General features: G+C 65.9%; 26 protein-coding genes. 18 read left to right on the top strand and 8 right to left on the bottom strand.

The genetic code is table 11. The features are described 5' to 3' along the window. Window positions 1-1043 precede the first annotated feature (1043 nt). The 15 genes from AC3WRI_RS21845 (at window position 1044) to AC3WRI_RS21775 (ending at window position 14744) form a co-directional block, all read left to right on the top strand. Window positions 1044-1232, top strand: a complete 189-nt coding sequence (locus AC3WRI_RS21845) for a Flp family type IVb pilin (protein WP_010813030.1) — start codon at window positions 1044-1046, stop codon at window positions 1230-1232. A gap of 92 nt (window positions 1233-1324) precedes the next feature. Continuing rightward, window positions 1325-1498 carry a Flp family type IVb pilin gene (locus AC3WRI_RS21840; protein ID WP_010813031.1) on the top strand — a complete coding sequence of 58 codons (174 nt, stop codon included), beginning with the start codon at window positions 1325-1327 and terminating at the stop codon, window positions 1496-1498. Window positions 1499-1553: 55 nt separating this feature from the next. Further along, entirely contained in the window at window positions 1554-2087 is a 534-nt protein-coding gene (locus tag AC3WRI_RS21835) for an A24 family peptidase (protein ID WP_010813032.1), read from the top strand. A gap of 86 nt (window positions 2088-2173) precedes the next feature. Beyond that, on the top strand, window positions 2174-3592 hold the full coding sequence (locus tag AC3WRI_RS21830; RefSeq protein WP_010813033.1) for a DUF8689 domain-containing protein: 1419 nt from the start codon (window positions 2174-2176) through the stop codon (window positions 3590-3592). A gap of 44 nt (window positions 3593-3636) precedes the next feature. Beyond that, window positions 3637-4479: a Flp pilus assembly protein CpaB gene (cpaB, locus tag AC3WRI_RS21825; RefSeq protein WP_010813034.1), complete on the top strand. Its 843-nt coding sequence runs from the start codon at window positions 3637-3639 to the stop codon at window positions 4477-4479. A gap of 63 nt (window positions 4480-4542) precedes the next feature. Next, entirely contained in the window at window positions 4543-6399 is a 1857-nt protein-coding gene (locus tag AC3WRI_RS21820; RefSeq protein ID WP_010813035.1) for a type II and III secretion system protein family protein, read from the top strand. A 34-nt stretch (window positions 6400-6433) separates the two neighbouring features. Then, window positions 6434-6769: a hypothetical protein gene (locus AC3WRI_RS21815; RefSeq protein ID WP_010813036.1), complete on the top strand. Its 336-nt coding sequence runs from the start codon at window positions 6434-6436 to the stop codon at window positions 6767-6769. A 24-nt stretch (window positions 6770-6793) separates the two neighbouring features. After that, entirely contained in the window at window positions 6794-8047 is a 1254-nt protein-coding gene (locus AC3WRI_RS21810; protein ID WP_010813037.1) for a pilus assembly protein TadG-related protein, read from the top strand. Window positions 8048-8056: 9 nt separating this feature from the next. Further along, entirely contained in the window at window positions 8057-8566 is a 510-nt protein-coding gene (locus AC3WRI_RS21805) for a TadE/TadG family type IV pilus assembly protein (protein ID WP_010813038.1), read from the top strand. Next, window positions 8563-9021 (top strand): TadE/TadG family type IV pilus assembly protein, encoded by a 459-nt coding sequence (locus AC3WRI_RS21800; protein WP_010813039.1) that lies wholly within the window; start codon window positions 8563-8565, stop codon window positions 9019-9021. Before AC3WRI_RS21805 ends, AC3WRI_RS21800 begins: the two co-directional genes overlap by 4 nt. Window positions 9022-9044: 23 nt before the next feature. Continuing rightward, a complete protein-coding gene (locus AC3WRI_RS21795) occupies window positions 9045-10238 on the top strand; it encodes a CpaE/TadZ family protein (RefSeq protein ID WP_010813040.1) in 1194 nt (397 codons plus the stop codon). A gap of 61 nt (window positions 10239-10299) precedes the next feature. After that, the gene (locus tag AC3WRI_RS21790) at window positions 10300-11670 is read left to right on the top strand and encodes a TadA family conjugal transfer-associated ATPase (protein ID WP_010813041.1); all 1371 of its coding nucleotides are present in this window, start codon (window positions 10300-10302) and stop codon (window positions 11668-11670) included. A gap of 45 nt (window positions 11671-11715) precedes the next feature. Next, entirely contained in the window at window positions 11716-12693 is a 978-nt protein-coding gene (locus tag AC3WRI_RS21785) for a type II secretion system F family protein (RefSeq protein ID WP_010813042.1), read from the top strand. 80 nt (window positions 12694-12773) lie between these two features. Beyond that, window positions 12774-13748 (top strand): type II secretion system F family protein, encoded by a 975-nt coding sequence (locus tag AC3WRI_RS21780; RefSeq protein ID WP_010813043.1) that lies wholly within the window; start codon window positions 12774-12776, stop codon window positions 13746-13748. 210 nt (window positions 13749-13958) lie between these two features. After that, window positions 13959-14744, top strand: coding sequence for a metallophosphoesterase (locus AC3WRI_RS21775; RefSeq protein ID WP_010813044.1), 786 nt, complete (start codon window positions 13959-13961; stop codon window positions 14742-14744). 41 nt (window positions 14745-14785) lie between these two features. Here AC3WRI_RS21775 and AC3WRI_RS21770 read toward each other — a convergent pair whose 3' ends face one another. The 3 genes from AC3WRI_RS21770 to groES form a co-directional block, all read right to left on the bottom strand. Next, window positions 14786-15745, bottom strand: coding sequence for a fimbrial protein (locus AC3WRI_RS21770; protein ID WP_492294069.1), 960 nt, complete (start codon window positions 15743-15745; stop codon window positions 14786-14788). A gap of 381 nt (window positions 15746-16126) precedes the next feature. Beyond that, entirely contained in the window at window positions 16127-17770 is a 1644-nt protein-coding gene (groL, locus tag AC3WRI_RS21765) for a chaperonin GroEL (protein WP_010813046.1), read from the bottom strand. 46 nt (window positions 17771-17816) lie between these two features. Next, window positions 17817-18107, bottom strand: coding sequence for a co-chaperone GroES (groES, locus tag AC3WRI_RS21760; RefSeq protein WP_010813047.1), 291 nt, complete (start codon window positions 18105-18107; stop codon window positions 17817-17819). Between the two features lie 398 nt (window positions 18108-18505). Between groES and AC3WRI_RS21755 the strand changes: the two genes are divergently transcribed. Beyond that, window positions 18506-18925, top strand: coding sequence for a hypothetical protein (locus AC3WRI_RS21755; RefSeq protein WP_492294067.1), 420 nt, complete (start codon window positions 18506-18508; stop codon window positions 18923-18925). 179 nt (window positions 18926-19104) lie between these two features. Further along, on the top strand, window positions 19105-20646 hold the full coding sequence (locus AC3WRI_RS21750) for an MltF family protein (RefSeq protein ID WP_492294065.1): 1542 nt from the start codon (window positions 19105-19107) through the stop codon (window positions 20644-20646). Between the two features lie 19 nt (window positions 20647-20665). Here AC3WRI_RS21750 and AC3WRI_RS21745 read toward each other — a convergent pair whose 3' ends face one another. The 3 genes from AC3WRI_RS21745 to AC3WRI_RS21735 all read right to left on the bottom strand — a co-directional run bounded on the left by AC3WRI_RS21745 (window position 20666) and on the right by AC3WRI_RS21735 (window position 23954). Then, a complete protein-coding gene (locus AC3WRI_RS21745) occupies window positions 20666-20953 on the bottom strand; it encodes a hypothetical protein (protein WP_037023964.1) in 288 nt (95 codons plus the stop codon). A 256-nt stretch (window positions 20954-21209) separates the two neighbouring features. Further along, complete coding sequence (locus AC3WRI_RS21740) at window positions 21210-23474, bottom strand: xanthine dehydrogenase family protein molybdopterin-binding subunit (protein ID WP_492294064.1); 2265 nt, start codon at window positions 23472-23474, stop codon at window positions 21210-21212. A 15-nt stretch (window positions 23475-23489) separates the two neighbouring features. Further along, window positions 23490-23954, bottom strand: coding sequence for a (2Fe-2S)-binding protein (locus AC3WRI_RS21735; protein WP_492294062.1), 465 nt, complete (start codon window positions 23952-23954; stop codon window positions 23490-23492). A gap of 331 nt (window positions 23955-24285) precedes the next feature. On the opposite strand from AC3WRI_RS21735, the gene AC3WRI_RS21730 reads away from it, so the two are divergent. Next, entirely contained in the window at window positions 24286-25374 is a 1089-nt protein-coding gene (locus AC3WRI_RS21730; RefSeq protein WP_041687179.1) for an acyltransferase family protein, read from the top strand. Between the two features lie 9 nt (window positions 25375-25383). Here the strand turns inward: AC3WRI_RS21730 and AC3WRI_RS21725 are convergent, their stop codons facing one another. Together AC3WRI_RS21725 and AC3WRI_RS21720 are read right to left on the bottom strand one after the other, a co-directional pair. Next, a complete protein-coding gene (locus tag AC3WRI_RS21725) occupies window positions 25384-26271 on the bottom strand; it encodes a c-type cytochrome (protein WP_010813054.1) in 888 nt (295 codons plus the stop codon). A gap of 99 nt (window positions 26272-26370) precedes the next feature. Continuing rightward, complete coding sequence (locus AC3WRI_RS21720) at window positions 26371-26769, bottom strand: nuclear transport factor 2 family protein (protein ID WP_011614658.1); 399 nt, start codon at window positions 26767-26769, stop codon at window positions 26371-26373. Window positions 26770-26816: the final 47 nt, after the last annotated feature.

Genomic DNA, 26816 nt, shown 5'->3' with positions numbered 1-26816 from the left:
GCCGTCGACAAGACGCGAAGCCTGCGTGAACCGCATGCCTTGTCGCGCGGCTCCCCCTTCGCAAGTCGATTGCGCCCACCCCTGCGCACGCCTGCGATTGCAGCGAAGAACAGCCATCTCACATGCCATGTTTCCAACGTGAATCACGCGCCCGCGCGAGCCTGGAGCCCCCTGCACACAAGGGTTTGCAGGGAGTGTCTGTGAAACCTGCAGGCACTCTCGCGGCCCTGGCGTACTTTGCAATGTTTCGATCCGGAAACGTTGCCTCGGCAGAAGGCGTTCTCATCCGTCAGTCTGGCCGTCACCGGAAAAAAGGGAGCGAAGCAGCCAGGAGGACTACCGACTGCGACGAATGCCGATCTTCGGCGCGAACGTTGCCTCATGCTTTTGGATGAAATTGCCGCCCTCTTTCGTCAGCGCGGCCCACTTGAGCACTTCCCGCGATCTAGGACATCTGTAGCGGGGTCCGGAATGGCTTGCAAGACCCGCGTTTCCACCCAGCAACGAAGCGTGGCCGAAAAGCCGCTTGCAGGCCCGCCGAACCTGCGGCCACCGCGCATCGCTACCCGCAAACCCTTGTGGCACAACGGTTTCCGCTGGCCTGGCCTGGCGTTTGCCTATGTCAGGCACGCGGCACCGCAGTCCTGACTGCCGCGATGCCGGCGCAACGTTCGCCGGCATCAGTTCCAGAAAGATAAGGGGAGTTTCACCATGCCAGTCGCACGCCAACCTGCGATGCCACACCGGAATATCGGCCACGCTGCTGCTGCCAGGGGCACCAGCAGCGCGCAGTTCCGTTGCATGGCGCGTGCAGGCCATGTGCAGCACGCCGCGCGGTGCATGCATGCGTCGGCACAACGCCGGCTGCAGTCACGCAACCCACGCGGTGTGCACGGCGGTCCCGGCCAGTGGCCATTTCACGCCTGCGCAATCTGCGCGCCGCCCTGCTGCCGGATTTCCAAGCATTGATATCAGATGCCGTTGTTGCCCTATCTGCAGTTCCAAAGTTCTGCAGTGCTTGTTCCCAACCAAAGGAGTTTGTCATGCAAAACCTGACCACCATGATCAAGCAGTTCATCCGTGATGAAGACGGTGTGACCGCCATTGAATATGGCCTCATCGCCGCACTCATCGCAGTTGTCATCATCGTTTCGGTGACGCTTATTGGCACGAACCTGAACCTCATCTTCAAATACATCGGCGATACCCTCACCAACGCCGTACCGGCCTGATAGCCGATCCGCACGCATGGCCGCCCTGTTCCGGACGGCCATGCGGCACGGACTCCCGCCCGACACGCCAACACAGACACCGGAGACGCCAAATGCCGAAGCTCCTCGCCAGGTCAAAAGATTTTTTGCGCGACGACTGGGGTGTCTCCTCTATCGAATACGCATTGCTCGGCAGTCTGATCGCAATGGCAATTGTCGTTTCCGTCGCCACGCTCAGCAATGCCGTGAAAGCCATGTACGAGTTGATCGCCTCCAGGATGCCCTGATCTATCCGACCAGCGCACGCCCCGGACACAAACCAAGCTACCTTCCACTATCGCCATGCAAGCCGCCACTGCCCTCGCCCCCCTCGTTGGCCCCGCCACGATCGGCATCGTGCTCACAGCCGCGGCCATCGACCTGGACCGCCGCCGCATTCCCAACTGGCTGACCTTCGGCGCCTGGATCGCTGCGCTGCCCTTGATGGCAACAATTCATGGCCCTGCCGCCGGTTCGCTGGCGTGGCTCTATGGCTGGACGGTGGGCCTGGTGCTGTTTCTGCCGTTCTATCTGATGCGCGGCATGGCGGCCGGCGACGTCAAGCTGATGGCAGCCGTGGGCGCCTGGCTCGGCGGCAGCATGGCGCTGAAGATCGCACTGGCAACCTGCGTGATTGGTGGGGCCTGGGCGTTGGTACAGGTGCTTGCCACAGGACAGGGACGCTCGACCCTCGCCCGAGTGGGCCACATGCTGATCGCCGCCCTGGTGCCGGGTTCCCGGCCGGTGCAACCGCAAGCCGAGGCGTCAGCCGGCTCCTTGCCTTACGGCGTAGCGATTGCCGCCGGGACGCTGACGATGCTCTTTGCCGGCACATGACACAAGCCACAAGCGACACAACGCGCCGACCAGTCACGGGCGCCTGCAGGAACGAGAACACACTGACCAGCGAACAGGGGATGGCAATGAACGAGCATCACGACTCAGGTCACGCACCACGGCTCCTTGAGCCCGTCGCGACCGGCAGGAATGTCCATGCCGAGCATGGCACGCTGCCGGTGCCGCCCTGGCACGTGCTGCCGCGCACGATTGCTGATACCGGCCTGGAGATCGCACAGTTGCTCGGGCTGCTGATGAAGGCCGCCTACCAGCACCGCACCGTCACGCTGGCAGTACTGACCGACACGCTCAAGCTGCCGGCACTGGTGGTCAATGAAATCGCGGCCGTCGCCGTGCGCGAGCGCCTGCTGGAGATCGCGCACCGCGGCGCCAGCGACCTGGATGTGCGCTTCCGGCTCACTGACGCCGGCTATACCCGCGCGGCGGAAGCCTCGGCGCGCTGCAGCTATGTCGGCACTGCGCCGGTCACGCTGGATGCGTACCTCGATGCCATCAAGCGCCACTCGGTCAACCAAGCTTCCGTGACCAAGGCGGACGTTACTGCCGCCTTCCATGACCTGGTGATCCCGGTCCATCTGCTCGACGCAATCGGCATGGCGCTGAACACCTGCCGCGCGCTGATGATCTACGGCCCGCCCGGAAGTGGCAAGACTTACCTGGCGCAGCGCCTGGGCACGCTGCTGCCTGGCGCGGTACCAGTGCCGCATGCCATCACCGTCGCCGGCGAAATCATCCAGGTGTTCGATCCGCTGGTCCATGTGCCGTTCGACGACAGCGAAGCCTCGCTGGCGCGCCGCTCGCTGGACCGCCGCTGGGTCCTGTGCCATCGCCCGGTGGTGCTGTCCGGCGGCGAGCTGACGCTATCCATGCTGGACCTGCGCTATGACCGCGTCTCCGGCTTCTACCAGGCGCCTCCTCACATGAAGGCCAACAATGGCATCTACATCATCGATGACCTGGGCCGCCAGCTGGTTGGCGTCAGCGACCTGCTGAACCGCTGGATCGTGCCGCTGGATCGCAGCATTGACATGTTCACGCTGCAAACCGGCGTGCGCTTCTCGGTGCCGTTCGATGTCTGGCCAGTGTTCTCGACCAACCTCGAACCGTCGGAGCTGGGCGACGACGCCTTCCTGCGCCGGCTCGGCAGCAAGCTCTACGTGGGCCCGCTGTCGGTCGACGACTACCGCGAAGTCTATCAACGCACCGCCGCTGGCTTCGGACTGACCAGCACGGATGCGATGTTCGATTTCCTGGTCGACAGCCTGCACTACGCCAGCGATACGCCGCTGCTGGCCTGCATCCCGCGCGACCTGCTGCGCCTGGTGGACTCGGGCGTGCGCTACCACGGCCATGCCGCACAGGTTACCGAGGCAGGCCTGGTGTCTGCATGGCAAGGCTACTACGGGCTGCGCGCTTCGGCCGATGCCATGCCATCGCTAGGCGCTGGCCATCGATGGTCGGATGACCATCGCGCCGCAAGCTGAACTGCACCACCGAACCATCGGACAACTGTAGGGGGAGAATCATCATGAAAAACACACGCGCAATCCTGATGCTGCTGATTGCCCTCGTCGCCGGCGTGGCGGCAGTGGTATCCGCGTCGCGATGGCTGGTCCAGCAGTCGTCCAGCTCGGTCAGGCAGGTGGTCGTCGCCGCCAACGACCTCAACCTCGGCCAGCCGCTCAACGGCAGCCAGCTGCGCATGGTCAGCTGGCCGACAGGCAGCGTGCCGCCCGGCGCGTTTGAGGACATGAAGGCGCTGGAGGGCCGCGTGGTCCGCACCAGCCTGCAGCGCGGCGAGCCCGTCCTCGACGCCAAGCTGGCGCCGGTGGGCACCAAGGGTGGATTGTCCGCCGTGATCAATGACGGCAAGCGTGCCATCACGGTCCGCGTCAACGACGTGGTGGGCGTGGCCGGCTTCGCGCTGCCGGGCAACTACGTCGACGTGATCGTCAATACCAACGAAGAAGCCAAGACCACGCAGAGCGGCAGCATCTCGAAGATCGTGCTCGAGAAAATCCTGGTGCTGGCGGTAGCGCAACAGGTCAGCCGCGACGACACCCAGCCCAAGGTGGTCAATGCGGTGACGCTGGAAGTCACGCCCGAACAGGCCGAGAAGCTCGACGTGGCGCGTAGCGTCGGCACGCTGTCGCTGGTGCTGCGCAACCAGCTGGATGTGGCCGACATCAGCACCGGCGGCGCCACCAAGGGAACGCTGCTTGGCAAGACACCGGAGGCACCGGCCAAGGTGGTGACCAAGACCGAGACGCGCACCGTAGTCAAGACTCGTACGGTAGCGGCGGCGCCCGCACGCTCGGGCAATTGCATCGGCGTGCTGGCAGGCATGCAGGGTGGCGTCGAGTGCTTCTGAGCACCTACGCCAGCCATCCAACAAATCCTGAGCTGCAACAGCCTCTCCGGGGGGAGATTCAAAATGAACCAGAAACGATCCGAAGCTGCAGGCGGCACCCGCATCCTGGTGCTGGCCGCCATCCTCTGCACGCCGCTGGCTGCTGCGGCGCAGGCCGCCATTGAGGCTGGCAACCTGACCAAGGCAACCGCACCGGCTGCCGCCAAGGCCCCCCAGGGCCCGATGCAGATGACCATCAGCATGACGCCCGGAGCCGCCGCACCGGCCGCGTCGGCGCCGCCCGTGACTTCAGGCGAGGCGCGCGGGCCCAACTGCACCGGCGCGATCCGCAGCGAATCAAGCGTGATGGTGCCGGTCGGCAAGTCACAGCTGATCACGCTGCAGGAGCCGGTGCGCAACCGCACGCTGGGCAATCCCAATGTGGTGCAGGCCACCATGGTGTCGCCGCAGACGCTCTACGTGCTCGGCCGCGCGGTGGGCACCACCAACATGATCGTGCAGGGCCGCAGCGGCTCTTGCAGCATCATCAACGTGGTGGTGAATGCCGACGCCGGCGGGCTGCAGACTTCGCTGGGTCAGCTGTTGCCCGGCGAGCCCGGCATCCGCGTCATGACCGCCGCCGATAACCTGGTGCTGACCGGCAGCGTCACCAATGCGCAGACCGCGCAGCAAGCCATGGAAATCGCCCAGGCCTATGCCAATGCCGCGCAGGGCGGCGACGGCAACAAGAAGGGCGGCGTGCTGAACATGCTGTCGGTGGATACCCCGCAGCAGGTCATGCTGGAAGTGAAGGTGGCAGAGGTGTCCAAAACGCTGCTGAACCAACTCGGCTCGACGGTGAACCTGCAGGGCGGCTTCGGTTCCTGGAGCGGCGGGCTGGTGACTTCGCTGCTGACCGGCGCCTCGTCCGCGATCTTTGCCAGCAAGGCCAACAACCGGCCATTCGACATCGCCATCGATGCGCAAAAGAATGACAGCCTGGTCAAGATCCTGGCCGAGCCGAACCTGGTCACCATCAGCGGGCAGGAAGCCAGCTTCCTCGCAGGCGGCAAGATCTATATCCCGGTGGCGCAGGCCAATGTGCTGAACGGGGCCGGCACTGTCACCCTGCAGGAAGAAGAGTTCGGCGTCGGTCTGAAGTTCACGCCCACTGTGCTGGCCAACGGCCGCATTCACCTGAAGGTATCGCCGGAGGTGTCCGAGTTGTCGCCCACTGGCGCCACCATCCGCGGCGGCACCCTGGCCGGCCAGTCCATCTTGCCGGTGATCACCACCCGCCGCGCCTCCACCACCGTGCAGATGCGCGACGGCGAGAGCTTTGCCATCGGCGGCTTGCTGACGGACAGCGCGCGCGGCTCGCTCAAGGCGCTGCCGGGTGCGGGCGAAGTGCCGGTGCTGGGCACGCTGTTCCGCAGCACCCAGTACCAGCAGGACCTGACCGAACTGGTGTTCGTCATCACGCCGCGGCTGGTCAAGCCGATGCAGACCAGCAACTACCCGCTGCCCACCGACAGCTTCTCCACACCCAACCCGCTGTCGCTGTACTTCATGGGCAATATGGAAGGCAGCGGCAAGCGTCAGCCGCAACCCGTGCCGGCACCGTCGCAGCCCGCCGCGCCGGCCGCAGCACCCGCCACGCCGCCCACGGCACCGCGCAGCGAAGGCGCGCCCGGCACTTCGGTATCGGCCGTGCCGAACGGCAAACCGCTGGATGAGCCCGCGCCGGCCGCACCGGAACCTGCACCCGCCGCAAGCACGCGTCCTGCCCTGCCGGCCCCGGCGCCCGCCCGCAACACGGCGGCCGCGCCCCCGGCCGAGGACACTACCGCGCGCATCGCCCGCATCGAAGCCACCGCCGCCCGCCTGGCCCAGGCCAGGGCCGCGGCTACTGCCGGCCGCACCGCATCGGGCGGCAACTGATCCGCCGCGCCACCAGCAGAACCGGAGAACGACCATGAACAAGACACTGAAGCTTTCGCGCGGCGCCGCCGTCCTGGTGCTCGGCAGCCTGGCCTGCCTGGGACTGTCGGCCTGCATGACCTCGACGCCGGTGTGGGACGGCCAGCGCGGCGTAGCGCTGGCAACCGTCACACAAATGCAGATCATCAATCCCGACGCGCCCGCCGGGCTGCCCACTGTCACCGGTACCGATGGCAAAACGGCTGTGGCAGCGATGAAGAACTTCGACCGTTCGCTGTCAGGGGGCCAGCAAGGCGGCGCACCCTCCATGACTATCGACTTCGGCGCCGGCGGCTATGGCGGCGTGGGCATGGGTGGCAACGGCCGCTGAGCACCAGAACCGCAGGAGACCATCATGTCTACATCGGGCTTCACACGATCCAGGCTGACGCGGCGCGCGCGCCAGCGTGGCGCGGTTGCCATCATCGTGGGACTGTCGCTGGCGGTGCTGATCGGCTTTGTCGGGCTGGCGCTCGATCTGGGCAAGCTCTATGTAACCAAGAGCGAGCTGCAGAATAGCGTCGATGCCTGCGCGCTGGCTGCTGCGCGCGATGTAACGGGCGCCACGCCGCTGCTCGTGTCCGAGGCGGCCGGCCTGGCCACCGGCACGAGCAACGCTGCCCTGTTCCAGGGCAAGGCAGTGGAAATGTTCGAAAATCTCAACGTCTCATATAGCGATACACCTGACAGCACCTTCTACACCAAGAACAACGTTCCGTTCTCGCTCGACAAGGTGAAGTACGTGAAATGCACCGCCGAGCGCAAGGGCATTGCCCACTGGTTCATCCATATGCTCAACCTGCTGCCGGGGATCGATATCAAGGCCAGTACCGTCAATGCCATGGCTGTCGCCACCACCACCAGCGCGCAAGCCGCCTGTGCCATCCCGGTTTATGTCTGCTCGCCGCCAACGGCGAATCCGGCGAAAACCGCGTACAACCGGGGCGACTGGATCAAGTCCAGGGTCGATCCGAGCGACCCATACGGTCCTGGCAGCTTTGGCTGGGCTGACCTTTCGCCTCCGGCAGGCGGCGCTTCCGAACTGGCCGATCTGCTTGCCGGCAGCGGACAGTGCGACCTGCCGGTCGTGGGCTCCAAGGTGGGCGAGCCAGGCAGCATCGCATCGCTGATCGCGGCGTGGAATACCCGCTTCGGGATCTATACCGGCTCATATAAGGACCCGAAGGACGGGGCGCCCGACTTTACCGGCTATGCCTACACCACGACCACGTGGAATGCGCCGAACGGTGGCAACGCCTACCCTGACTTTATCCAGAAGCGGGCAGTCAACGAGCCATTCCAGACTGACAGTGGGTTGGACGTCAAGGGCACGCCATCACCCAGGCAGGTGCATCAGGCCGGCGCCGATCGCAGGTTGGTACAGGTGCCGATGGTGAACTGCAATGACCTTGCCGAGGACAAGCAAGCTACGGTGATCTCCTGGACCTGCATGCTGATGGTAGAGCCAATGCAGGAACAGAGCGCAAAGGCTGTGACCACCCTCGAATATCTGGGCGACTCGAAGGACCCCACCAGCCCGTGCGCGACCCAGGGCGTGCCTGGGTCCAGTACGGGCTCAGGCCCCCGTGTGCCGGTGCTGGTGCAATAGGAGCGAATCATGGCGCAATGCAGGCAGCACAGGAGCAAGCTGCGCGGGGTGGTCGCGGTGGAGTTCGCACTGGTCCTGGTGCCCTTGCTAATCCTGGTGACCGGGGTGGCGGAGTACGGGCGCGCGATCTACCAGTACAACGCCCTGACCAAGGCCACGCGCGATGCGGCACGCTTCCTTTCGCAATATGCGCCCAGCGAGCCGAACTACCCAGTTGACCAGGCGAAATGCATCGCCGTCTATGGCAAGACCACTTGCGGTGGCGCGGCACTTGTGAATGGCCTCAGTCCGTCGATGGTAGTCGTCTGTGACCGCATTGACTCGACCGGCTGCGGCAGCAAGCAGTTTGCCAACGTCGCCATCTACGAGGGGGGCGACAGTTCACGCCCGCCGGCGGGCACCATCAACCTGGTTGAAGTGAAGATCTCGGGCTTTACCTACTCGCCAATCCAGTCCTACCTCAATGTGGGAGCCCTGGCGTTCTCCGATATCGCAACGGTAATGAGGCAGGTGCTATGACTCCAATCCGTGCCATGCACCAGCGTTCACGCCAGGCCGGCGCAACCGCCATCGAGTTCGCCCTGGTTGCCAGCATCTTCTTCATGCTGCTGATCGGCATTGCAGAATTTTCTCGCGTGCTGTTTTACTGGAACACCGCCGGCGAAGCCACCCGACTGGGTGCACGCATCGCGGTGGTGTGCGACGTCACAGACACAGCCATCAAGGACAGGATGACGTATCTGATGCCCTTGCTGAAGGACACCAATATCCAGGTCGCCTACGAGCCAAGTGGCTGCGACGCCGACGCCGACACCGCGCGCAATTCTTGCCGCTCCGTCACCGTCAGTGTGGCTGACGTCTCGGTCAAGACCTTCATTCCGGTCGTTCCGATCACGGTATCGATGCCTCCGTTCTCCACCACGCTGCCGCGGGAGAGCCTTGACTCTGCCACCAGCGGCAAGATCTGCAACTAGCGCGCATGAACCAGGAGCACACCATGCTCAGAATTCTGATCGTTTCCGAAGACGCCGACCGGCTGGCCGAGATCAACCGGCTCAGCACCGTAGTTGGCAACTTCCAGGCCATGACGCTGCAGGAAGGCCTGTCTCGTTTCCCGTTCCATGCCAGCCGGCTGCGCATGGCCGACCTGCTCATCCTGGAACTGCCGGCCATCAATGCCTCGCAGATGCACGCCATCGAGACCCTGCGCCAGCAACACCCTGAACTGCCCTGCATCCTGATCACGCAGGCACCCAGCTCCGAGGTGCTGATCAAGGCCATGCGTGCCGGCATCCGCGATGTGCTGTCGTGGCCGCTGGACAAGGGGCAACTGGCCGAGGCGCTTAAGCGCGTGGAAGTCGGCCACGTGCCGCGTGCGCAAGAAACCGGACAGGTGATTTCGGTAATCTCGTGCAAGGGCGGCGCGGGTACCAGCTTCGTGGCGGCCAATCTGGGCGACGCGCTGGCCCGGCACCTTGACAAGCGCGTGCTGGTGGTGGACCTAAACCGGCACTTCGGCGACCTGACCTATATCGTCAGCGACAAGACCCCGCCCTCCACACTGCCCGATATCTGCAGCCAGATCGACCGTATGGATGCCGCCTTCCTGGAAGCCTGCCTGGTGCATGTGGACAACGGCTTCGACGTGCTGGCGGGTGCGGCCGATCCAATCAAGGCCAGCCAGATCCAGAAGGACAAGCTGGAGTGGATCCTCTCGGTGGTGCAGCCGGCCTATGACTTCGTGATCTTCGACCTGGGCCAGAGCATCGACCCGTTGTCGATCGGCATGCTGGATCACAGCGACCGCATCTGCGTGGTGGCCGAGCCAGCCCTCTCTTTCGGCCGACCGGGCCGTCGCCTGCTCGATATCCTGCGTGCGCTGCACTACCCCACCGACAAGGTCCGCCTGGTGCTGAACCGCACCGGCCGCAAGAACGAGATGCCGCGCGCAACGATGGAGGAGATCTTCGGCATGAAGGCCGCCTTTACCCTGCCCGACGACCCCGCTGCCGTGGATGAGGCCGTCAGCCACGGCGAGCCTGTCGCCAAGCTGAGCCGGCGCAGCGCCATGGCGCGCGCGCTGCAGGCCATGGCCACGCAGCTGTGCGCCACGCCGGAAGCCGAGCGGCGCAGCAGGCCCGAATCGGTATCGCCGCTGCGCAGGCTGATGCTGCGCGCGCGGAGCACCTGAATACCCTGACAACGGCCAGCCTGGGCGGCGGCCAACCGAAGCCGATAACGAGGAGTTCATCATGTCCATTCGCGAGCAGCTGGCCAATGCCGGGCCTGCCTTCACTGCCAACGGCCACGCCGCAATCCAGTTTGCGACGTCGGCAGCCTCCGTGTCGGGCGGCTACCACCAACTCAAGCGCGACGTGCACGAGACCGTGCTGGACCGCGTGGAGCTGGAGCGGCTGGCGCGCTATCCGCAGGAGCAGGTGCGACAGGAGATCGCTGCACTGGTCAACCTGATCATCGACGAACAGAAAGTGCTGCTCAACGAAAACGAGCGGCGCCAACTGACGGTTGAGATCTACGACGAGATGTTCGGCTTCGGCCCGCTCGAGCCCCTGCTTCATGACCCCACCGTGTCGGACATCCTGGTCAACACCGCACGCCAGACCTATGTGGAGCGGCGCGGCAAGCTGGAACTGACCGACGTGGTGTTCTACGACGACGCGCACCTGATGAAGGTGATCGAGAAGATCGTGTCGCGCGTGGGGCGCCGCATCGACGAGACCAGCCCGATGGTCGACGCACGCCTGCCCGACGGCTCGCGCGTCAACGCCATTATCCCGCCCTCTGCCATCGACGGGCCGCTGCTGTCGATCCGCCGCTTTTCCGTGAATCCGCTGCAGGTGTCCGACCTGGTGAACCTGCGCAGCCTGACGCCGCCGATGGCGCAGCTGTTGCAGGCGCTCTCGCAGGCCAAGGTCAACGTGCTGGTGTCGGGCGGCACCGGCAGCGGCAAGACCACGCTGCTGAACATCCTGTCGGGCTTTATCCCGGAAGACGAGCGCGTGGTCACCATCGAGGATGCGGCCGAACTGCAGCTGCGCCAGCCCCATGTGCTGCGGCTGGAAACGCGACCACCCAATATTGAAGGCAAGGGCGAGATCACCCAGCGCGCACTGGTGCGCAACGCACTGCGCATGCGCCCCGACCGCATCATCCTGGGCGAAGTGCGCGGCGGCGAGGCGCTGGACATGCTCAACGCAATGAACACCGGCCACGAGGGCTCGCTCACCACGATCCACGCCAACACCCCGCGCGACGCGCTGACGCGCCTGGAGAACATGGTCAGCATGGCCGGCCTGACCATGCCGGCCAAGGCCATGCGGCAGCAGATCTCCTCGGCCATCACGGTGATCGTGCAGGCGGCGCGCATGACCGACGGCCGGCGCAAGATCATCAGCATCCAGGAGATCACCGGCATGGAGGGTGACATCATCAATATGCAAGAGATCTTCACCTTCCAGCGCACGGGCGTGGACAAGGATGGCACGGTCCGCGGCAATTTCCGGGCGACCGGGGTCTATCCCAAGTTTGCCGAGCGGCTGCGCGTGTTCGGCGTGGGGCTGCCGGATGAGACCTATGACCCGGCCAAGCGCTTCGAAGTCTGATCCGCCTGGCACGATACAACAACAAACAATCCCGGGGAGCTACACATGAGCACGATCTTCTACGCCTTCGGCATCCTGCTGTTCGTGGCCGTGGTGCTCTGCGTCGAGGGCATCTACCTGTGGTGGAGCAACGCCCATGGCCCCGCGGCCAAGCGCATCGAGGCGCGGCTGCGGGCGCTGTCGGCGGGCGGACATGTCAGCGCAGAGCAGTTGTCGATCCTGAAGAAGCGCATGCTGGCAGGCTCGCCGCGCTTGCAGAAGTGGCTCATGAGCGTGCCCCGCGTGGGCGCGCTGGACCGGTGGCTGGAGCAATCCGGCAGCACCTGGTCGGTGGCGCAACTGCTGGGCTACTGCGCGATGGTGGCGCTGTGCACGGTGGCACTGATTCCGCTGTTGCCGATCCCGGTACCGCTGGTGCTCGCCGGCGCGGCGCTGGCCGCCCTGCTGCCAGTGCTGCATGTGATGCGCCAGCGCGCCAAGCGGATCAAGCGGATGGAGGCACAGCTGGCTGATGCCGTCGACATGATCAGCCGTGCCCTGCGCGCCGGGCACTCATTCAGTGGCGCGCTCGGCATGGTCGGGCAGGAAATGAAGGCCCCGATCGGGCCGGAGTTCCGCACCACCTTCGAGGAAATCAATTATGGCGTGGCACTGGACGAGGCCATGACCAACCTTGCCATCCGGGTACCGGTGGGCGACCTGCGCTATTTCGTCATCGCGGTGCTGATCCAGCGTGAAAGCGGCGGCAACCTGGCGGAGATCCTCGACACCATCGGCACGATGGTGCGCGAGCGGCTGAAGCTGTTCGACAAGATCCGTGTGCTGTCGGCGGAAGGCAAGATGTCCGCGTGGGTGCTGGGGCTGTTGCCCTTCGGCACTGCCGGGCTGATTCTGGTGGTGAATCCAGGCTTCATGAAGGTGCTGTGGGAGGACCCGATTGGCTTGCGCATGATCGGCGGCGCGCTGGTATCAATGACCTTCGGTGTGCTGTGGATGCGCAAGATCATCCGTATCCGGGTATGAATGTGCAGCGTGCGGTTCCACAAGTACATGCAGTGCTCGAAGAAGCAGGGCTTGGACAGCTATCCTGACGGGAGTCCATCATGCAAGGCATTATCCAGGGGTTTCAGGCGGACCAGTTTGTCGTGCTCGCGCTGATCTTCGTGGCGGCGTTCGGCACGGTGTTCGGGGTGCTCTACGTGTTCTCGCCCAACCGCTTGCGGGGGCGGGCGGAGCAGATTGCAGGCCAGGCGGGTCAGCTCGGGGCTGATCCTGGCAAGCAGAATCCGCTATACGAAAAGCTGGTGCAATGGGCGCAGCCGGTATCGCGGCTGTCACTGCCCAAGGAGGGGTGGGAGAGCTCGCAGCTGCGCGTGCGCTTCATGAACGCCGGCTGGCGCAATGCCAGTGCCGCACCGCTGTACTTTGCGGCCAAGACCGTTCTGGCCATCGCCCTGCCGATGATCGGGCTGCTGGCAGCCGCCGGCCAGCCCGGCCTGCAGGACCGGAATATCATGTTCGCGTTGCTGGCAGTGCTTGGGGCAATCGGCTACTACCTGCCCAACGTCGTTCTCGCGCGCAAGGTCGCGCAGCGCCAGCGTACGGTGTTTGAAGAGTTTCCGGACGTGATCGACCTGCTGACCGTCTGCGTGGAGGCCGGCCTCGGGCTCGATGCAGCGCTGATGCGCGTGGCCGACGAGCTGGCGCTGCGCTGCCCGGTGCTGGCCGATGAGCTCCAGCTGATGCTGCTGGAGCTGCGCTCGGGCTTCTCGAAGGAAAAGGCGCTGTCTAACCTGTCGCTGCGTACAGGCGTGGAGGACGTGGACAAGTTCGCCTCCATGCTGATCCAGGCCGACCGCTTCGGCACCAGCCTGGGCGAGTCCCTGCGCGTGCTGTCCGACATGCTGCGCACCAAACGCCGCATGCGGGCCGAGGAGCAAGCCGCCAAGATCGCGCTCAAGCTGTTGTTCCCGCTGATCTTCACCATCTTCCCGTCGCTGTTGCTGGTGCTGCTCGGGCCAGCCTTTATCCAGATCTATCGCGTTCTCCTGCCCACCATGGCCGGACAGGGAGGGTAATACTTCCGGGAAACCGTGATCGTTTCCCCCGGCTGTCTCCCGGTGCAATGCCGGCTAGACAGTCACTTGCCCGGACCTGGTTCCGGGCTTTTTTGCTTTTCGTCGGGATTCGCGGGACTTGACCAGACGGGCTGGCTTATTAAGAATGCAGGCAACCACCCGCCGCCGTAGCGGCCCATGCAGCGAGCCCCATGCGCCTCCGGAGTCCCCATGAAGCTACGCATCCTGAGCGACCTCCACATCGAGCACAACATGCCGCAGTCCGTGCCTGCCTGCGATGCCGACGTCGTGGTGCTGGCCGGCGACATCGCCAACGGGCGCGACGGCATCGACTGGGCCGCGCGCACCTTCAGCCAGCCGGTGGTCTATGTGCCCGGCAATCACGAATACTACGAAAGCAACTTCGATACCGTGGATCGCCTGATGGCCGAAGCCACCGAGGCGCACCCGGGCATACAGGTGCTCAATGGCACCGTGGCCGAATTCAATGGCGCGCACGGACGGGTACGCATCATCGGCACTACCTGGTGGACTGACTACACCCTGTTCGGCACTGACCGGCGCGATGACGCGATGCAGGCTTGCGCGGCTGTGATGCTGGATCACCGCCTGATCGAACTCCACGGCGACGACGGCCGTCCGCGGCATTTCACGCCCCAGGACGCGCTGGCGCGCCACCAGGCCGCGTCGGCCTGGCTGGCGGCGCAACTGGCGCAGCCCTACGATGGCAAGACCGTGGTGGTCACGCATCACGGCCCCGACCTGGGCAGCCTGGACCCGCGCTACTCGCACGACCTGGTCTCGGGCGGCTTCCTGTCGCGCCGGCCCGACCTGGTAGCAAAGGCGGACCTGTGGATCCACGGCCATACCCACACCAGCTTCGACTACTGCATCGACGATTCGCGCGTGGTCTGCAACCCCCGCGGCTACGTCAGCCGCCGCACCGGCGAGCTGGAAAACAAGCGCTTCGACTGGTGCTGCGTGGTTGTGGTCTGACGCGCGCCGGAGCCGGCCTCAGCCCTTGCCGCGCGCATCCCTCAGTTGTAGTTGAAATTGACCGTTGCCACGCTGTCGACCGTGCCTGGCGTGACCGGGCCTACCCGGTAGTACCTCACCCCCAACGGAATGGCCATGGCCATTGCCGCGCCGACATTGCCCATGCCGACATCGGCGTTGAGCGGCAGCGCGGTGCCCGCCGGGCCGCCATTCAGCATCTGCAGGCCAACGCCTTGCGCCGAGCCGTTGTTCCGCAGGACGCTGCCCACGGCGGTGGCATCGCCGCTGATGTTCATCGTGACGATCGACTGGGTGACGCAATTCTCGAGAGTGAGCCCGAATCTCGTCGCGCCCGCGGTCGAGCCGATGGTGGGCAGGGACGAGGCGCTGATCTTGGGCAAGGTAATGACCTGGTTCGCCGTGCCGGCGCTGAGGTTGCAGCTTGGCGGAATGAAGCGGAAGGTCACTGGCGAAGTCATTTGCTCGCCGAACTGGGCCGTCCACGGCCCCGGTCCCGAGCCCCCCGTCCAGCTGTCCTGGTAGCCGAAGCGCATCAGGCTGTCACTGAACGTGCCGCTGGTCAGCACCGTGCTGGTCCGCACCAGGTCCAGCCGGAACCGGAAGGTCTGGGTCGAGGTGCCCAGCGGCATCGTGCAAGGCACCCCGCCCGAAGCCGCCCCCATGCAGTTGGCGCCGAAGTTGTCGCCGCCGTTGGTGCCGTAGCTGGTCGGTGCAATCAGGTTGCCGTCGGGCATGTACATGCGATAGCCCAGTCCCGGCATGGCGGTGGCAAAGGTCTGCTGCGAGATCGAAGTCGCCACCAGCGGCGTCTGCGGCGTGTAGTTCAGGGCCCAGCCATTGGTAGATGGATGCCGCAGTCCGGTGTCGTCGCACGTCACCGTTACGGTAATGGTGGCGCTGGAGATCACCTGGCCGATGCCGGTGGTCTTGCTGATGCTCACCGTGGCCGGCAGGAACGGCGAGGTCACGGTGGTTCCCATGCAGGCAGCATGCGCCTGGGCGTATGCCAGGCACATGAGTGCCGCACAGGCAAGCACCGAAGGCACGCGCCTGATGCACGCGGTGGCATGAACCAGCCAGCGTCGTGGCGATGTAGTGATTTCGTTTTCCATGGCAGCCATGCTAGGAGGTGGGTTGATCCGGGATTTGCCCGCGGGTTCAATAGGCGGCGATTAGAAATGTAGCCGGCGCCTTCCGCTCCACAAATAGGGCAAGCCTTAGATCAGGGTGAGAGTTTTCTGCGCTCGTGCATGGCAAGGCGCGAGCGTCGCGCTGCCCGGAACGAAAAAACCCCCGCGGGCTCGCACCCGCGGGGGTTCTTCAAGACAGCCTGCCCGTAAGGGCAGTCGGTCGGCGATGAATTACATCATGCCTTCCATGCCGCCCATGCCGCCCATGCCGCCCGGCATTGCCGGAGCCGATTCTTCCTTCGGCGATTCGGCAACTGCGCAGTCGGTGGTCAGCATCAGCGAAGCCACCGAAGCGGCGTTCTGCAGTGCGGTGCGGGTGACCTTGGTCGGGTCCAGCACGCCCATTTCCACCAGGTCGCCGTACTCGCCCGAAGCGGCGTTGTAGCCGTAGTTGCCCTTGCCTTCGATAACCTTGGCAACGACCACCGAAGCTTCTTCACCGGCGTTCAGCACGATCTGGCGCAGCGGCTCTTCCATGGCGCGCAGCACGATCTTGATACCGGCGTTCTGGTCGGCGTTTTCGCCGGTCAGTGCCGAGATCGCAGCGCGGGCACGCAGCAGGGCCACACCACCGCCGGGGACGATGCCTTCTTCCACCGCAGCGCGGGTGGCGTGCAGGGCGTCTTCCACGCGGGCCTTCTTTTCCTTCATTTCGACTTCGGTGGCAGCGCCAACCTTGATCACGGCAACACCGCCGGCCAGCTTGGCCACGCGCTCTTGCAGCTTCTCACGGTCGTAGTCCGAGGTCGCTTCTTCGATCTGGGCGCGGATTTGCTTGACGCGGCCTTCGATCGCAGCTGCGTCGCCGGCGCCGTCGATGATGATGGTGTTTTCCTTGCCGATCTCGATGCGCTTGGCCTGGCCCAGGTCGTTCAGGCCAGCCTTTTCCAGCGTCAGGCCGATTTCTTCAGCGATGACGGTGCCGCCGGTCAGGATGGCGATGTCTTCCAGCATGGCCTTGCGGCGGTCGCCGAAGCCCGGAGCCTTGACGGCGGCGGTCTTCAGGATGCCACGGATGTTGTTGACCACCAGGGTCGCCAGGGCTTCGCCCTCGACGTCTTCAGCGACGATCAGCAGCGGGCGGCCGGCCTTGGCCACTTGCTCCAGCACCGGCAGCAGGTCGCGGATGTTGCTGATCTTCTTGTCGAACAGCAGCACGAACGGGTTGTCCAGCTGGACAACCTGCTTTTCCGGGTTGTTGATGAAGTACGGCGACAGGTAGCCGCGGTCGAACTGCATGCCTTCCACGACTTCCAGCTCGTCGGCCAGCGACTTGCCGTCTTCAACCGTGATCACGCCTTCCTTGCCGACCTTGTCCATGGCTTCGGCGATGCGCTCACCGATGGAGGTGTCGCTGTTGGCCGAGATCGCGCCAACCTGGGCGATTTCCTTGCTGGTGGTAGTGGGCTTGCTGACCTTCTTCAGCTCTTCCACGGCGGCGGCAACAGCCTTGTCGATGCCGCGCTTCAGGTCCATCGGGTTCATGCCGGCGGCAACGAACTTCATGCCTTCGCGCACGATCGACTGGGCCAGCACGGTAGCGGTGGTGGTACCGTCACCGGCGTTGTCGCTGGTCTTGGACGCCACTTCCTTGACCATCTGGGCGCCCATGTTCTGCAGCTTGTCCTTCAGCTCGATTTCCTTGGCCACGGACACGCCGTCCTTGGTCACGGTCGGGCCGCCGAAGCTGCGCTCCAGCACCACGTTGCGGCCCTTCGGGCCCAGGGTCACCTTGACTGCGTTGGCGAGGATGTTCACGCCTTCGACCATCTTGGCACGTGCGGCGTCGCCGAACACTACGTCTTTAGCTGCCATTCTTGAATCTCCTGAAATCTGTACGGGGTGGCGGTCAGTTGGTGAATTACTTGTTCACCACGGCCATGATGTCTTCTTCGCGCATGACCAGCAGTTCCTGGCCTTCCACCTTCACGGCCTGGCCGGCGTACTTGCCGAACAGCACGCGGTCACCGACCTTGACGTCGAGGGCGATGTTGTTGCCCTTGTCATCCTTCTTGCCAGGACCGATTGCCAGCACTTCGCCTTGATCGGGCTTCTCGGCAGCGTTGTCGGGAATCACGATACCGGACGCGGTCTTGGTTTCGTTGTCCAGACGCTTCACGATCACGCGGTCGTGCAAAGGACGCAGATTCATACGGACTCCTAGATACAAAGTGAGTTTTTGATCACAAATCGGCCGGCTACCGAGGCGACGGCCGTCAGAAATGTTCAGGTGTCGCAGGAGGCTGTTAGCACTCACCCCTGACGAGTGCTAATTATAGGGACGGGGTAGGGGCATTTCAAGACGCGGGTGTGATGCGGGTTTTCCCGAGGAGCGGTTGATGCCTTGCGCGGCATGGGCTCCCGGCCGGCAACGACCCGCCTGTAGGAATAATCCCGGCACCCATTCGGGCGTGTGCCTGACAGCGCAACGTGGTGCCGCTACCTAGACTGGGCTTGTCGCCGCGCGCCCGTCTTGGCCGGATGTACGGCGTACGCCGCGCCGAGCGCTTCCGTTGCCGGCGCCTCCGACAGCGACTCTGGAGGTATTCCATGGATACGAAACAGCCTGCTCGCCTTACCCGAATCGCCAGCGTGATTGCCGCAGGCCTGGCTGGCCTCAGCTGCGCTGCGGCCATTGCCCAGACAACCGCCACCCCCGCTACCCCGGCCACGCCGGCAACCCCTGCTGCCCAGGGCATGCCCGCGACCCCGGCGATGCCGGCAACCTCTGCCACGCCGGCAGGCGCCCAGGGCGTGCCGCCCGGCATGACCCAGATCGAACCGCCGAAGGACCCGCTGGTGGAACGCCGCGAGGCGCGCCAGAAGGCCGCCGCCGAGTACAAGGCCAAGAAGAAGGCGGCCAAGGGTGAGTACAAGGAAGAAGTCGGCGCTGCCAAGCAGGAGCGCAAGGTAGAGAACAAGGCAGCGGATGCAACGGCCAAGCAGGAATTGGCCGCACCAAAGCAATAGCGCCAGCCTTTGCACCACGGGTGGCCGGGATCAGCCGGCCACCTTCTTCTTGCCAGACATACCCCTCCCGTTTGCCCTTCGGCAGCATCCGGACCCTGGCGGCTTGCAAGAGGCAGGATCGCGCCTAGACTCGATACGAGCGAGTCGTGCGCCTTTCTGCCCGGCTTGCCATCTGCGCCATGTCCGCTGCCCACCCACGCCACTGGTTCGCAGGCCTTCTCCTGTCCGGCCTGGTGGGCGCACTCAGCCTGTGCAGCACGTTTGCCGTAGCGCAGCAGAAGCCGGCGCCGGCGTCCGCGCCCGTTGCGGCCCCCGCGGCGAAAGCCGCAACCGGCAAGGCAGATGTCGCCAGGCCGCGCGGCCTCAACCTGGCCAACAAGCCGCGCATGGGCGACTTCGATGTGATGGTCACCAGTCGCGTCATCCGCGTGCTGGTGCCTTACAGCCGCACCCTCTACTTCAGCGACAAAGGCCACGAGCGCGGAATTACCGCAGAACTGGTGCGGGAATTCGAGCGCTACCTGAACAAGACCTACGCCAGTCGACTGGGCAAGCGCCCGCTCACCATCATCATCATCCCCACCACGCGCGACCGGCTGCTGCCCGACCTGGCGGCGGGCCTGGGCGATATCGCCGCCGGCAACCTGACCGAGACCGAGGCCCGGCTGAAGATGGTCGACTTTGCCGCGCCGCGCGACCGCAAGCCGGTGCGCGAGCTGATCGTGACCGGCCCCAAGTCGCCGGCGCTGAAGAGCCTGGACGACCTGGCGGGCAAGACCGTCCACGTGCGCCGCGCGAGCAGCTACTACGACAGCCTGACTGCACTGAACGACCGCCTGCGCCAGTCCGGCAAGGCGCCGATGAAGCTGGTGCTGCTGCCCGATGCCCTTGAAGACGAGGACGTGCTCGAGATGCTGAACGCGGGCCTGCTGGAGATCGTCGTGGTCGACGACTGGAAGGCCGCAATGTGGGCGCAGATCCTGCCTGACATCAAGGTGCGCCAGGACCTGGCGGTGCGTGAAGGCGGCTATGTCGGCTGGGCCTTCCGCAAGGACAGCCCGCAGTTGCGGCAGGTCATTGACGATTTCTATGTCAATTACGTCAAGAAGCAGGGCATGGCGGAATACCTGATCAAGCAATCCATGCGCCGGGTCAAGCAGATCAAGAACAACACCGAGGACGCCGAATACAAGCGCTTCCAGCAGACCGTTGCCTTCTTCGAGAAGTATGGCAAGGACTATGGCTTCGACCCGCTGATGCTGGCGGCACAGGGCTTCCAGGAGTCACAGCTCAACCAGCAGGCGCGCAGCCGCGTGGGCGCCGTCGGCATCATGCAGATCATGCCCGCCACCGGCAAGGAACTGAACGTGGGCAATATCCAGATGGTCGAGTCCAACATCCACGCCGGCGCCAAGTACATGGACCGGCTGATGACGAAGTACTTCCCCGACGCGCATTTCTCGGAATCCAACCGGCCGCTGTTCGCCTTTGCCAGTTACAACGCCGGGCCCGGCAATATCGCCAAGATGCGCAAGGAGGCTGCGGCGCGCGGGCTGGATCCCGACAAGTGGTTCAACAATGTCGAGATCGTGGTGGCGGAGAAGATCGGCATCGAAACCACCACCTATGTGCGCAATATCTACAAGTACTACGCGGCCTACCGGCTCACGCAGGACCGGGAGGCCGCGCGTGAGCGGGCACTGAAGGAAGTCCGGAAGTAGCCCGGCCACGCCGCAAGGATCAGTCGGCCAGTCCGCTGGCGTCGATATAGCCCAGTGCCTCGGTCACGGCGCGGCGCGCCTTGAGCACGTAGCAAACGCGGCGCTCCTGGATCGACAGCGCCAGCACATCGGCCTGCACCAGTTCCAGGAACACGTGGCCGGCGCGCGCCAGGCTCAGCCGTGCGACCTGCGCCAGGTCGGTGGCCGGCAGGCCCGCCTCGCCGGCCTCCAGCAGCGCCCGGCAGATCCGGATCCGCGCGGGCTCGGTCATCAGCGCAAGGGTCAGCGTACTTTCCTGGGTCTCCATGATCACACCTCGGTCTCCGGGCACGCCCCCGGTCCGCGAAACGCGGCGGCAGGGCGGTGCTGGCGTATTTTTTTCCGCGCTGTTCCTTGCGCGCAGTTTTTCCCGTTCTACGCGGCTCGCCGCGCAAACGCAATAGGGTGGAGCCACGGCCCGGCAAAGACTGGTGCGATTACAACAAATAGCGCGTGCCAGCCGCATTCGGGGGATGCGCGATGCGGCTGCACCTCCCCTTCGGCGGCCGGCTGCGGTCAGACCATCAAGCCATCACAAACGGCAATTGCCGCTGGCGCTTGCCCGTCAGCGTGAACAGCGCGTTCGCCACTGCCGGCGCGATCGGCGGCACGCCCGGCTCGCCCAGGCCGGTGGGGTTCTCCTGCGAGGGCACGAAGAACACGTCCACCACCGGCGCATCGGTGATGCGCGGCGGCGGATAGTCCGGGAAGTTGCTGTTCTTCACGGCGCCGTTCTCGATCTCGATGGCAAACCCCGGCTTGGTCATGGCCAGCCCAAAGATGCAGGCACCCTGGATCTGGGCCTCGGCGGACATCGGGTTGACCACGCGGTTGGCATGCACGCCGGCGGTGACGCGGTGCACGCGCGGCTCGCCCTTCACCACCGAGACGTCGACCACGTAGGCCACCACGGTGTTGAACGACTCGTGCACGGCCACGCCCCAGGCATGGCCCTTGGACAGCTTGCGCTTGCCATAGCCGGACTTGTCCACCGCCAGCTGCAGCGCGGCGCGGTGGCGCGCGTGCTTCTTCTCGTCGAGCCGGGCCAGGCGGAATGCCACGGGGTCCTGCTTCGAGGCTGCGGCCATTTCATCGGCCAGCGTTTCCTTGACGAAGGCGGTATGCGTATTGCCCACCGAGCGCCACCACAGCACCGGCACGTCCACCTGCGGATGGTGCACCGACATCTGCAGCGGCAGGTCATAGTCATTCTCGACGATGCCTTCGGTCATGGTGGCGTCGACGCCGTTCTTGACCATGAAGGGCTCGAACGGCGTGCCCTTCAGGATCGACTGACCGACGATGGTGTGCTGCCAGCCCACCACCTTGCCCTGCGCATCCAGCCCGATGCGGGCGCGGTGCAGATGCAGCGGTCGGTAGTAGCCGCCGCGGATATCGTCCTCGCGGCTCCACACCACCTTGAGCGGCTCGGTGTGGCCGGCGGCTACCCAGGCCTTGAGCACGTTGGCCGCTTCCACGATGTAGTCCGAGGTCGGCACCGCGCGCCGGCCGAAGCCACCGCCGGCCATCATGGTGTTGAGCACCACCTTGTCCGGCGCCAGCCCCAGCGTGCGCGCCACCGCGGCCTGGTCGACGGTCTGGAACTGCGAGCCCACCCAGACCTTGACCGACTGCACCTTGCCGCCGGCCACTTCCGGCTGCAGCGTGCAGTTCAGCGGCTCCATCGGCGCGTGCGCCAGGTACGGGAAGCGGAAGTCGGCCTCGATCTTGCGCGCGGCACCGTTGATGGCCGAGCCGATATCCCCGCTCCCCGCGCGCGCCACCGTGCCGGGCTGGCCGGCCAGCCTTGCGTATTCGTCGAAGAGCGCCTGCGACGACACCTTCGAGCCCGCGTCTTCCCACTGGATCTCGAGCGCATCGCGGCCCATCTTGGCCGGCCAGTAGCCGCTGGCAATCACCGCCACGCCACTGCCGCCGCGGTCGACCGGCACCTGCAGCACGCCGCGCACGCCCTGCACCGCGCGCGCCTTGTCGGCGCTGAAGCTCTTGACCTTGCCGCCAAAGCGCGGCGGGCGCGCCACCACGGCCACCACCATGCCCTTCAGGTGCGTGTCGATGCCGAACGGCGTGGTCGCGTCCATCTTGCCGCGCGCATCCAGCCGCGGCGTGGGCTTGCCGACGATGCGGAACTGCGAGGGGTCTTTCAGAGTGACCCGCTGCGGCACGGGCAGCTCCATCGCCGCGGGCGCCAGCTCGCCGAAGGTGGCACGATGGCTGCCGGACGTGATGACGCCCTGCTCCACCTTGCAGCTGGCCGGATCGACCTTCCACTGCTGCGCGGCCGCCGCCACCAGCATCGCGCGGGCGCGCGCGCCCAGTTCACGATATTGCTCGAACGAGTGGTTCAGCGCGGTGGAACCGCCGGTCATCTGCATGCCGAAGGCGGGGTCCTTGTACGGGTCGCCCGCCGGTGCCAGCGTGGCGCGCACGTTGCGCCAGTCGGCGTCCAGCTCTTCGGCCAGCGCCATCGGCAGCGCGGTGTGCACGCCCTGGCCGAACTCGAGCCGGTTCACGGCCACGGTCACGGTGTTGTCCGGCGCGATGATCAGGAACGCCTGCGGCGCCGGCGCTGTGGTCCTGGGCCTGGCCGCGTCCTGCGCCTGCGCCTGCGCCAGCGGCGCCACGCCCAGTGCCAGCCCGCCGCCGGCCAGGCCGGTCAGCTTCAGGAAACTGCGGCGGTCCAGCGTGGCGATACCGGTGTGCTGACGCGCTTCGCCATCATTGCCGCCCTGGCCGCCGGCCAGTGCCTCGATGCCTCGGATTCGCATTATCATTCCTCCCGCTCAGGCCAGCGCACGGGCGGCGTCTTTGATCGCCGCGCGGATGCGCTGGTACGTGCCGCAGCGGCACAGGTTGCCGGCCATGGCCTGGTCGATGTCGGCGTCGGTGGGCCGCGGCTTGGTGCGCAGCAGGCCGATGGCGCTCATCACCTGGCCGTTCTGGCAGTAGCCGCATTGCGCCACGTCGTGCTTGAGCCAGGCGTCCATCACGGCGCGCCCGACCTTGTCAGTGCCGATGCCTTCGATGGTGGTGATGCGCGCGCCGCCAGCCGCGGATACCGGCGTCACGCAGCTGCGCGTAGCCTGGCCGTTGACGTGCACGGTGCAGGCACCGCATGCGGCCATGCCACAGCCGAACTTGGTGCCGGTCATTTCAAGGTTGTCACGCAGCGCCCACAGCAGCGGCGTGGACGGGTCCACGTCGACTTCACGGGTCTTGCCGTTGACGTTGATATTGAGGGTGGTCATGGGGGGACACTCCTTGGGTACGTTGCCCGCTGGTTCTTTCCAGTGCCCCCGCCGGGCGCAATCGTGCGGCGCGCGGGCACTGCCCATGCGCCGCAGCCTGGCGCAAAGGACAAATGAGGATAGTGCAATTTCGGTCACCTTGCCGGACACCATGCGCACTACCCTGCCCCCGAAGCCGTTTTGCACGAACTTTGGGCATGTGGCGGCTGTCCCTCATGAATCCCTTCGCTTTCCGATTTCTGCCGCCGCAACAGTGCCATCGACTGTTCCAGAACACACTTATTCCGGCGCCTCCGCGGCACCGGTCCCGCACGCCACCGCTGCCACGCGCGTGCCGGCGGCCCAGTCCCCGTCAGTGGCGCGGCTCGACAGCATCCAGGCCCTGCGCGGGCTGGCCGCCGCGTTCGTGGTGGTCTACCACTCCGGCCTGGCGCTGGGCGGCGCCGATGCGCCGGCGCTCAACTGGCTGACCGACAACGTGATCAAGCGCGGCCATGTCGGCGTGGACGTCTTCTTTGTCATCAGCGGCTTCATCATCGCCTGGGTCGCGGTGCTGGCGCGGCCCCAGCCCGAGCGCCCGCTCAGCTTCATGATCCGGCGCTGCTGCCGGCTGGCGCCGCCGTACTGGACCATGTCGGCCATCCATGCGCTGCTGCTCAATCCGGTCACGCCGGCGGTGTTCGCGGCGTCGCTGGCCTTCCTGCCGACTGCCACCGGCCACGCGCCGTACTATGGCTACCCGGCGCTGTACGTGGGCTGGTCGCTCAACTATGAGCTGGCGTTCTATGCCGCCTTCGCGCTCGGCCTGCTGCTGGCCGGGCGGCGCGCGCTGCTGGTGGTGCTGGGGGTCTTCGCGTTGGCCACGCTGGTGCTGCCGTGGTGGCGCTTCGGCGCGCTGGCGGCAGATCCGACGCAGGGCTACCCGTTCGCCACGCCGTGGCTGGCCATGGCCAGCAATCCGCTGGTGCTGGAATTCCTGCTGGGCTGCGGACTGGCGTGGGCCTACGCGCGCTGGCGCCACCTGCTGACGCCGGCCATCGCGGTGGGCATGCTGGCAACCGGTTGCGCGGCGTTCGCGCTGTCGCTGCCGCTGGTCGGGCCCGACTTCAGCCTGGCCGGACGCGGGCTGCCCGCGGCGGCGCTACTGGCCGGCGCCGTGGCGGCCGAGCACGCCGGCGTGCTGCGCGTGCCGCGCGTACTGGTCTGGCTGGGCGAACTGTCGTATGCGCTGTACCTGACGCACCCCACCGTGATCGAGGGCGTCAAGCGCCTGATGCCCGAACTGGCGCCCGGCCAGACCGCGCTGCAACTGCTGCGCTTTGCCATCGATGCCGGCCTGGCGCTGGCGCTGGCGCTACTGCTGCACCGCTGGGTGGAGCTGCCCGGCATCGCCGCCGGCCGGCGGCTGGCGCGGCGCTGACGCGCGCGCTCAGCGCTGCGGCATGCCGGCCAGGAACAGATAGAGCGCGGTCAGGTCGGTATCGTTCATGCGTCCGAACGAATCGAACGGCATCACGCGGCTTACTTCGGTGCCATCTGGGCGCTTGCCGCTGCGCATCATCGCGATAAAGGCCGAAGCCTGGCCGTAGCGCGACATGGCGCCGCCCGGCACGGGGCGCAGGTCCGCCGCGGGCGGCCAGTCGGGCGGCGCGCCCGGGATCTTGCCGCCGCGGAAGTCCGGCCCGTGACATCCCAGGCACGCATTGGCGACGTAGCCGCCGTACCTGGCCGTGGGCGCCGGCACCATTGCAGGCTGCACCGGCAAGCTGTGGTCGATCTTGGCGGCCGCGTCCTGCACGATGCCCACGCCGTACAGCGCCCGCACCAGCCATGGCATGCGGATTTCCGCGGGCGCCCCCATCGCCGGCGGCAGGCTGCGCAGGTAGCCCACCAGCGCGCCCAGGTCCTCGTCGCTCAGGCGGTTGTAGTCCTCGCTGGGCATGATCAGCAGCGGCCGGTGCGAGGGCGCCACGCCATGGCGGATGCTCCGTACCCAGTCAACCGGCTGGTAGGCGGCAATGTCCGGATTGGCGCGCGTCAGGTCCGGCGCGCGCACGCGCAGGCCGCCGGGGTCGTCGATCACCTGCTTGCCGCCGCCGCCGGCACCGTGGCATTCCATGCAGCCGCGCGATTCAAACAAGTACTTGCCGAGCGCGATGCCGGCGGCATCTTCACGGATGGCGATGGGTGAAACCTTGACCTCGACAATGCGCGACGCCTTGCGCTCGCCGACCCATACCGCGGCATAGGCCCCCACGGCCACGGCGACAGCCGTGCCGGCCAGCCCCCATGCCGCCACCCGCAGAAATCGCGCCATTTGCCTTCCCCTGTCTGCCGCACTGGATGCAGCAGCTTGCCGCCAGTGGGCGGGGGGCTGTCGGTGGGGCAGGCCACATAGCGGCGGCGCGCGCCTCGGTCAGGCCAGCCCGGCCGGGGCCCGGTCGATGAAGCCGGTCATGCGCGCCAGCCGGCCATCGGCGGAAATCGTGGCGAAGTCGGTGCCGACCACCAGCGCCGGCTCTCCCGCCGGGGCCAGTTCCCACGTAAAGCGCAGGTGCTCGCCGTGCGCATCGACCGGGCTCACGCGGGTAAAGCGAAACCCGGGGAACTTCGTCTGCACCGCGACGATCATCGCGTCGATGCCAGCATGGCCGTCCCCGCGCATCAGCGGATCGACATAGCTTGCCGATTCCGTCCACGCCAGCGCGATCAGCTCGCGCCGGCGCGCGGCATCGGTCTCGTTCCAGGCGGCGAGGTAGCGGTCGGCAAGGGTGGTGGGATCGGCAGTGACTTGGGCTTGGATGGCGGCAGACATGGCGTACTCCTGGTCTTGGTTGGGAATCCGTATAGCGGCCTCAGGTC

The organism is Cupriavidus sp. FW305-27, from assembly GCF_058787995.1.
Note: the sequence above shows the minus strand (reverse complement) of the source record. Positions and strands in the feature narration are given on the sequence as shown.

Coding starts and splice junctions, on each gene's coding strand:
- AC3WRI_RS21845 (WP_010813030.1), top strand. CDS start 1,044: ATGCAAAACCTGACCACCATGATCAAGCAGTTCATCCGTGATGAAGAC.
- AC3WRI_RS21840 (WP_010813031.1), top strand. CDS start 1,325: ATGCCGAAGCTCCTCGCCAGGTCAAAAGATTTTTTGCGCGACGACTGG.
- AC3WRI_RS21835 (WP_010813032.1), top strand. CDS start 1,554: ATGCAAGCCGCCACTGCCCTCGCCCCCCTCGTTGGCCCCGCCACGATC.
- AC3WRI_RS21830 (WP_010813033.1), top strand. CDS start 2,174: ATGAACGAGCATCACGACTCAGGTCACGCACCACGGCTCCTTGAGCCC.
- cpaB (WP_010813034.1), top strand. CDS start 3,637: ATGAAAAACACACGCGCAATCCTGATGCTGCTGATTGCCCTCGTCGCC.
- AC3WRI_RS21820 (WP_010813035.1), top strand. CDS start 4,543: ATGAACCAGAAACGATCCGAAGCTGCAGGCGGCACCCGCATCCTGGTG.
- AC3WRI_RS21815 (WP_010813036.1), top strand. CDS start 6,434: ATGAACAAGACACTGAAGCTTTCGCGCGGCGCCGCCGTCCTGGTGCTC.
- AC3WRI_RS21810 (WP_010813037.1), top strand. CDS start 6,794: ATGTCTACATCGGGCTTCACACGATCCAGGCTGACGCGGCGCGCGCGC.
- AC3WRI_RS21805 (WP_010813038.1), top strand. CDS start 8,057: ATGGCGCAATGCAGGCAGCACAGGAGCAAGCTGCGCGGGGTGGTCGCG.
- AC3WRI_RS21800 (WP_010813039.1), top strand. CDS start 8,563: ATGACTCCAATCCGTGCCATGCACCAGCGTTCACGCCAGGCCGGCGCA.
- AC3WRI_RS21795 (WP_010813040.1), top strand. CDS start 9,045: ATGCTCAGAATTCTGATCGTTTCCGAAGACGCCGACCGGCTGGCCGAG.
- AC3WRI_RS21790 (WP_010813041.1), top strand. CDS start 10,300: ATGTCCATTCGCGAGCAGCTGGCCAATGCCGGGCCTGCCTTCACTGCC.
- AC3WRI_RS21785 (WP_010813042.1), top strand. CDS start 11,716: ATGAGCACGATCTTCTACGCCTTCGGCATCCTGCTGTTCGTGGCCGTG.
- AC3WRI_RS21780 (WP_010813043.1), top strand. CDS start 12,774: ATGCAAGGCATTATCCAGGGGTTTCAGGCGGACCAGTTTGTCGTGCTC.
- AC3WRI_RS21775 (WP_010813044.1), top strand. CDS start 13,959: ATGAAGCTACGCATCCTGAGCGACCTCCACATCGAGCACAACATGCCG.
- AC3WRI_RS21770 (WP_492294069.1), bottom strand. CDS start 15,745: ATGGGAACCACCGTGACCTCGCCGTTCCTGCCGGCCACGGTGAGCATC.
- groL (WP_010813046.1), bottom strand. CDS start 17,770: ATGGCAGCTAAAGACGTAGTGTTCGGCGACGCCGCACGTGCCAAGATG.
- groES (WP_010813047.1), bottom strand. CDS start 18,107: ATGAATCTGCGTCCTTTGCACGACCGCGTGATCGTGAAGCGTCTGGAC.
- AC3WRI_RS21755 (WP_492294067.1), top strand. CDS start 18,506: ATGGATACGAAACAGCCTGCTCGCCTTACCCGAATCGCCAGCGTGATT.
- AC3WRI_RS21750 (WP_492294065.1), top strand. CDS start 19,105: ATGTCCGCTGCCCACCCACGCCACTGGTTCGCAGGCCTTCTCCTGTCC.
- AC3WRI_RS21745 (WP_037023964.1), bottom strand. CDS start 20,953: ATGGAGACCCAGGAAAGTACGCTGACCCTTGCGCTGATGACCGAGCCC.
- AC3WRI_RS21740 (WP_492294064.1), bottom strand. CDS start 23,474: ATGCGAATCCGAGGCATCGAGGCACTGGCCGGCGGCCAGGGCGGCAAT.
- AC3WRI_RS21735 (WP_492294062.1), bottom strand. CDS start 23,954: ATGACCACCCTCAATATCAACGTCAACGGCAAGACCCGTGAAGTCGAC.
- AC3WRI_RS21725 (WP_010813054.1), bottom strand. CDS start 26,271: ATGGCGCGATTTCTGCGGGTGGCGGCATGGGGGCTGGCCGGCACGGCT.
- AC3WRI_RS21720 (WP_011614658.1), bottom strand. CDS start 26,769: ATGTCTGCCGCCATCCAAGCCCAAGTCACTGCCGATCCCACCACCCTT.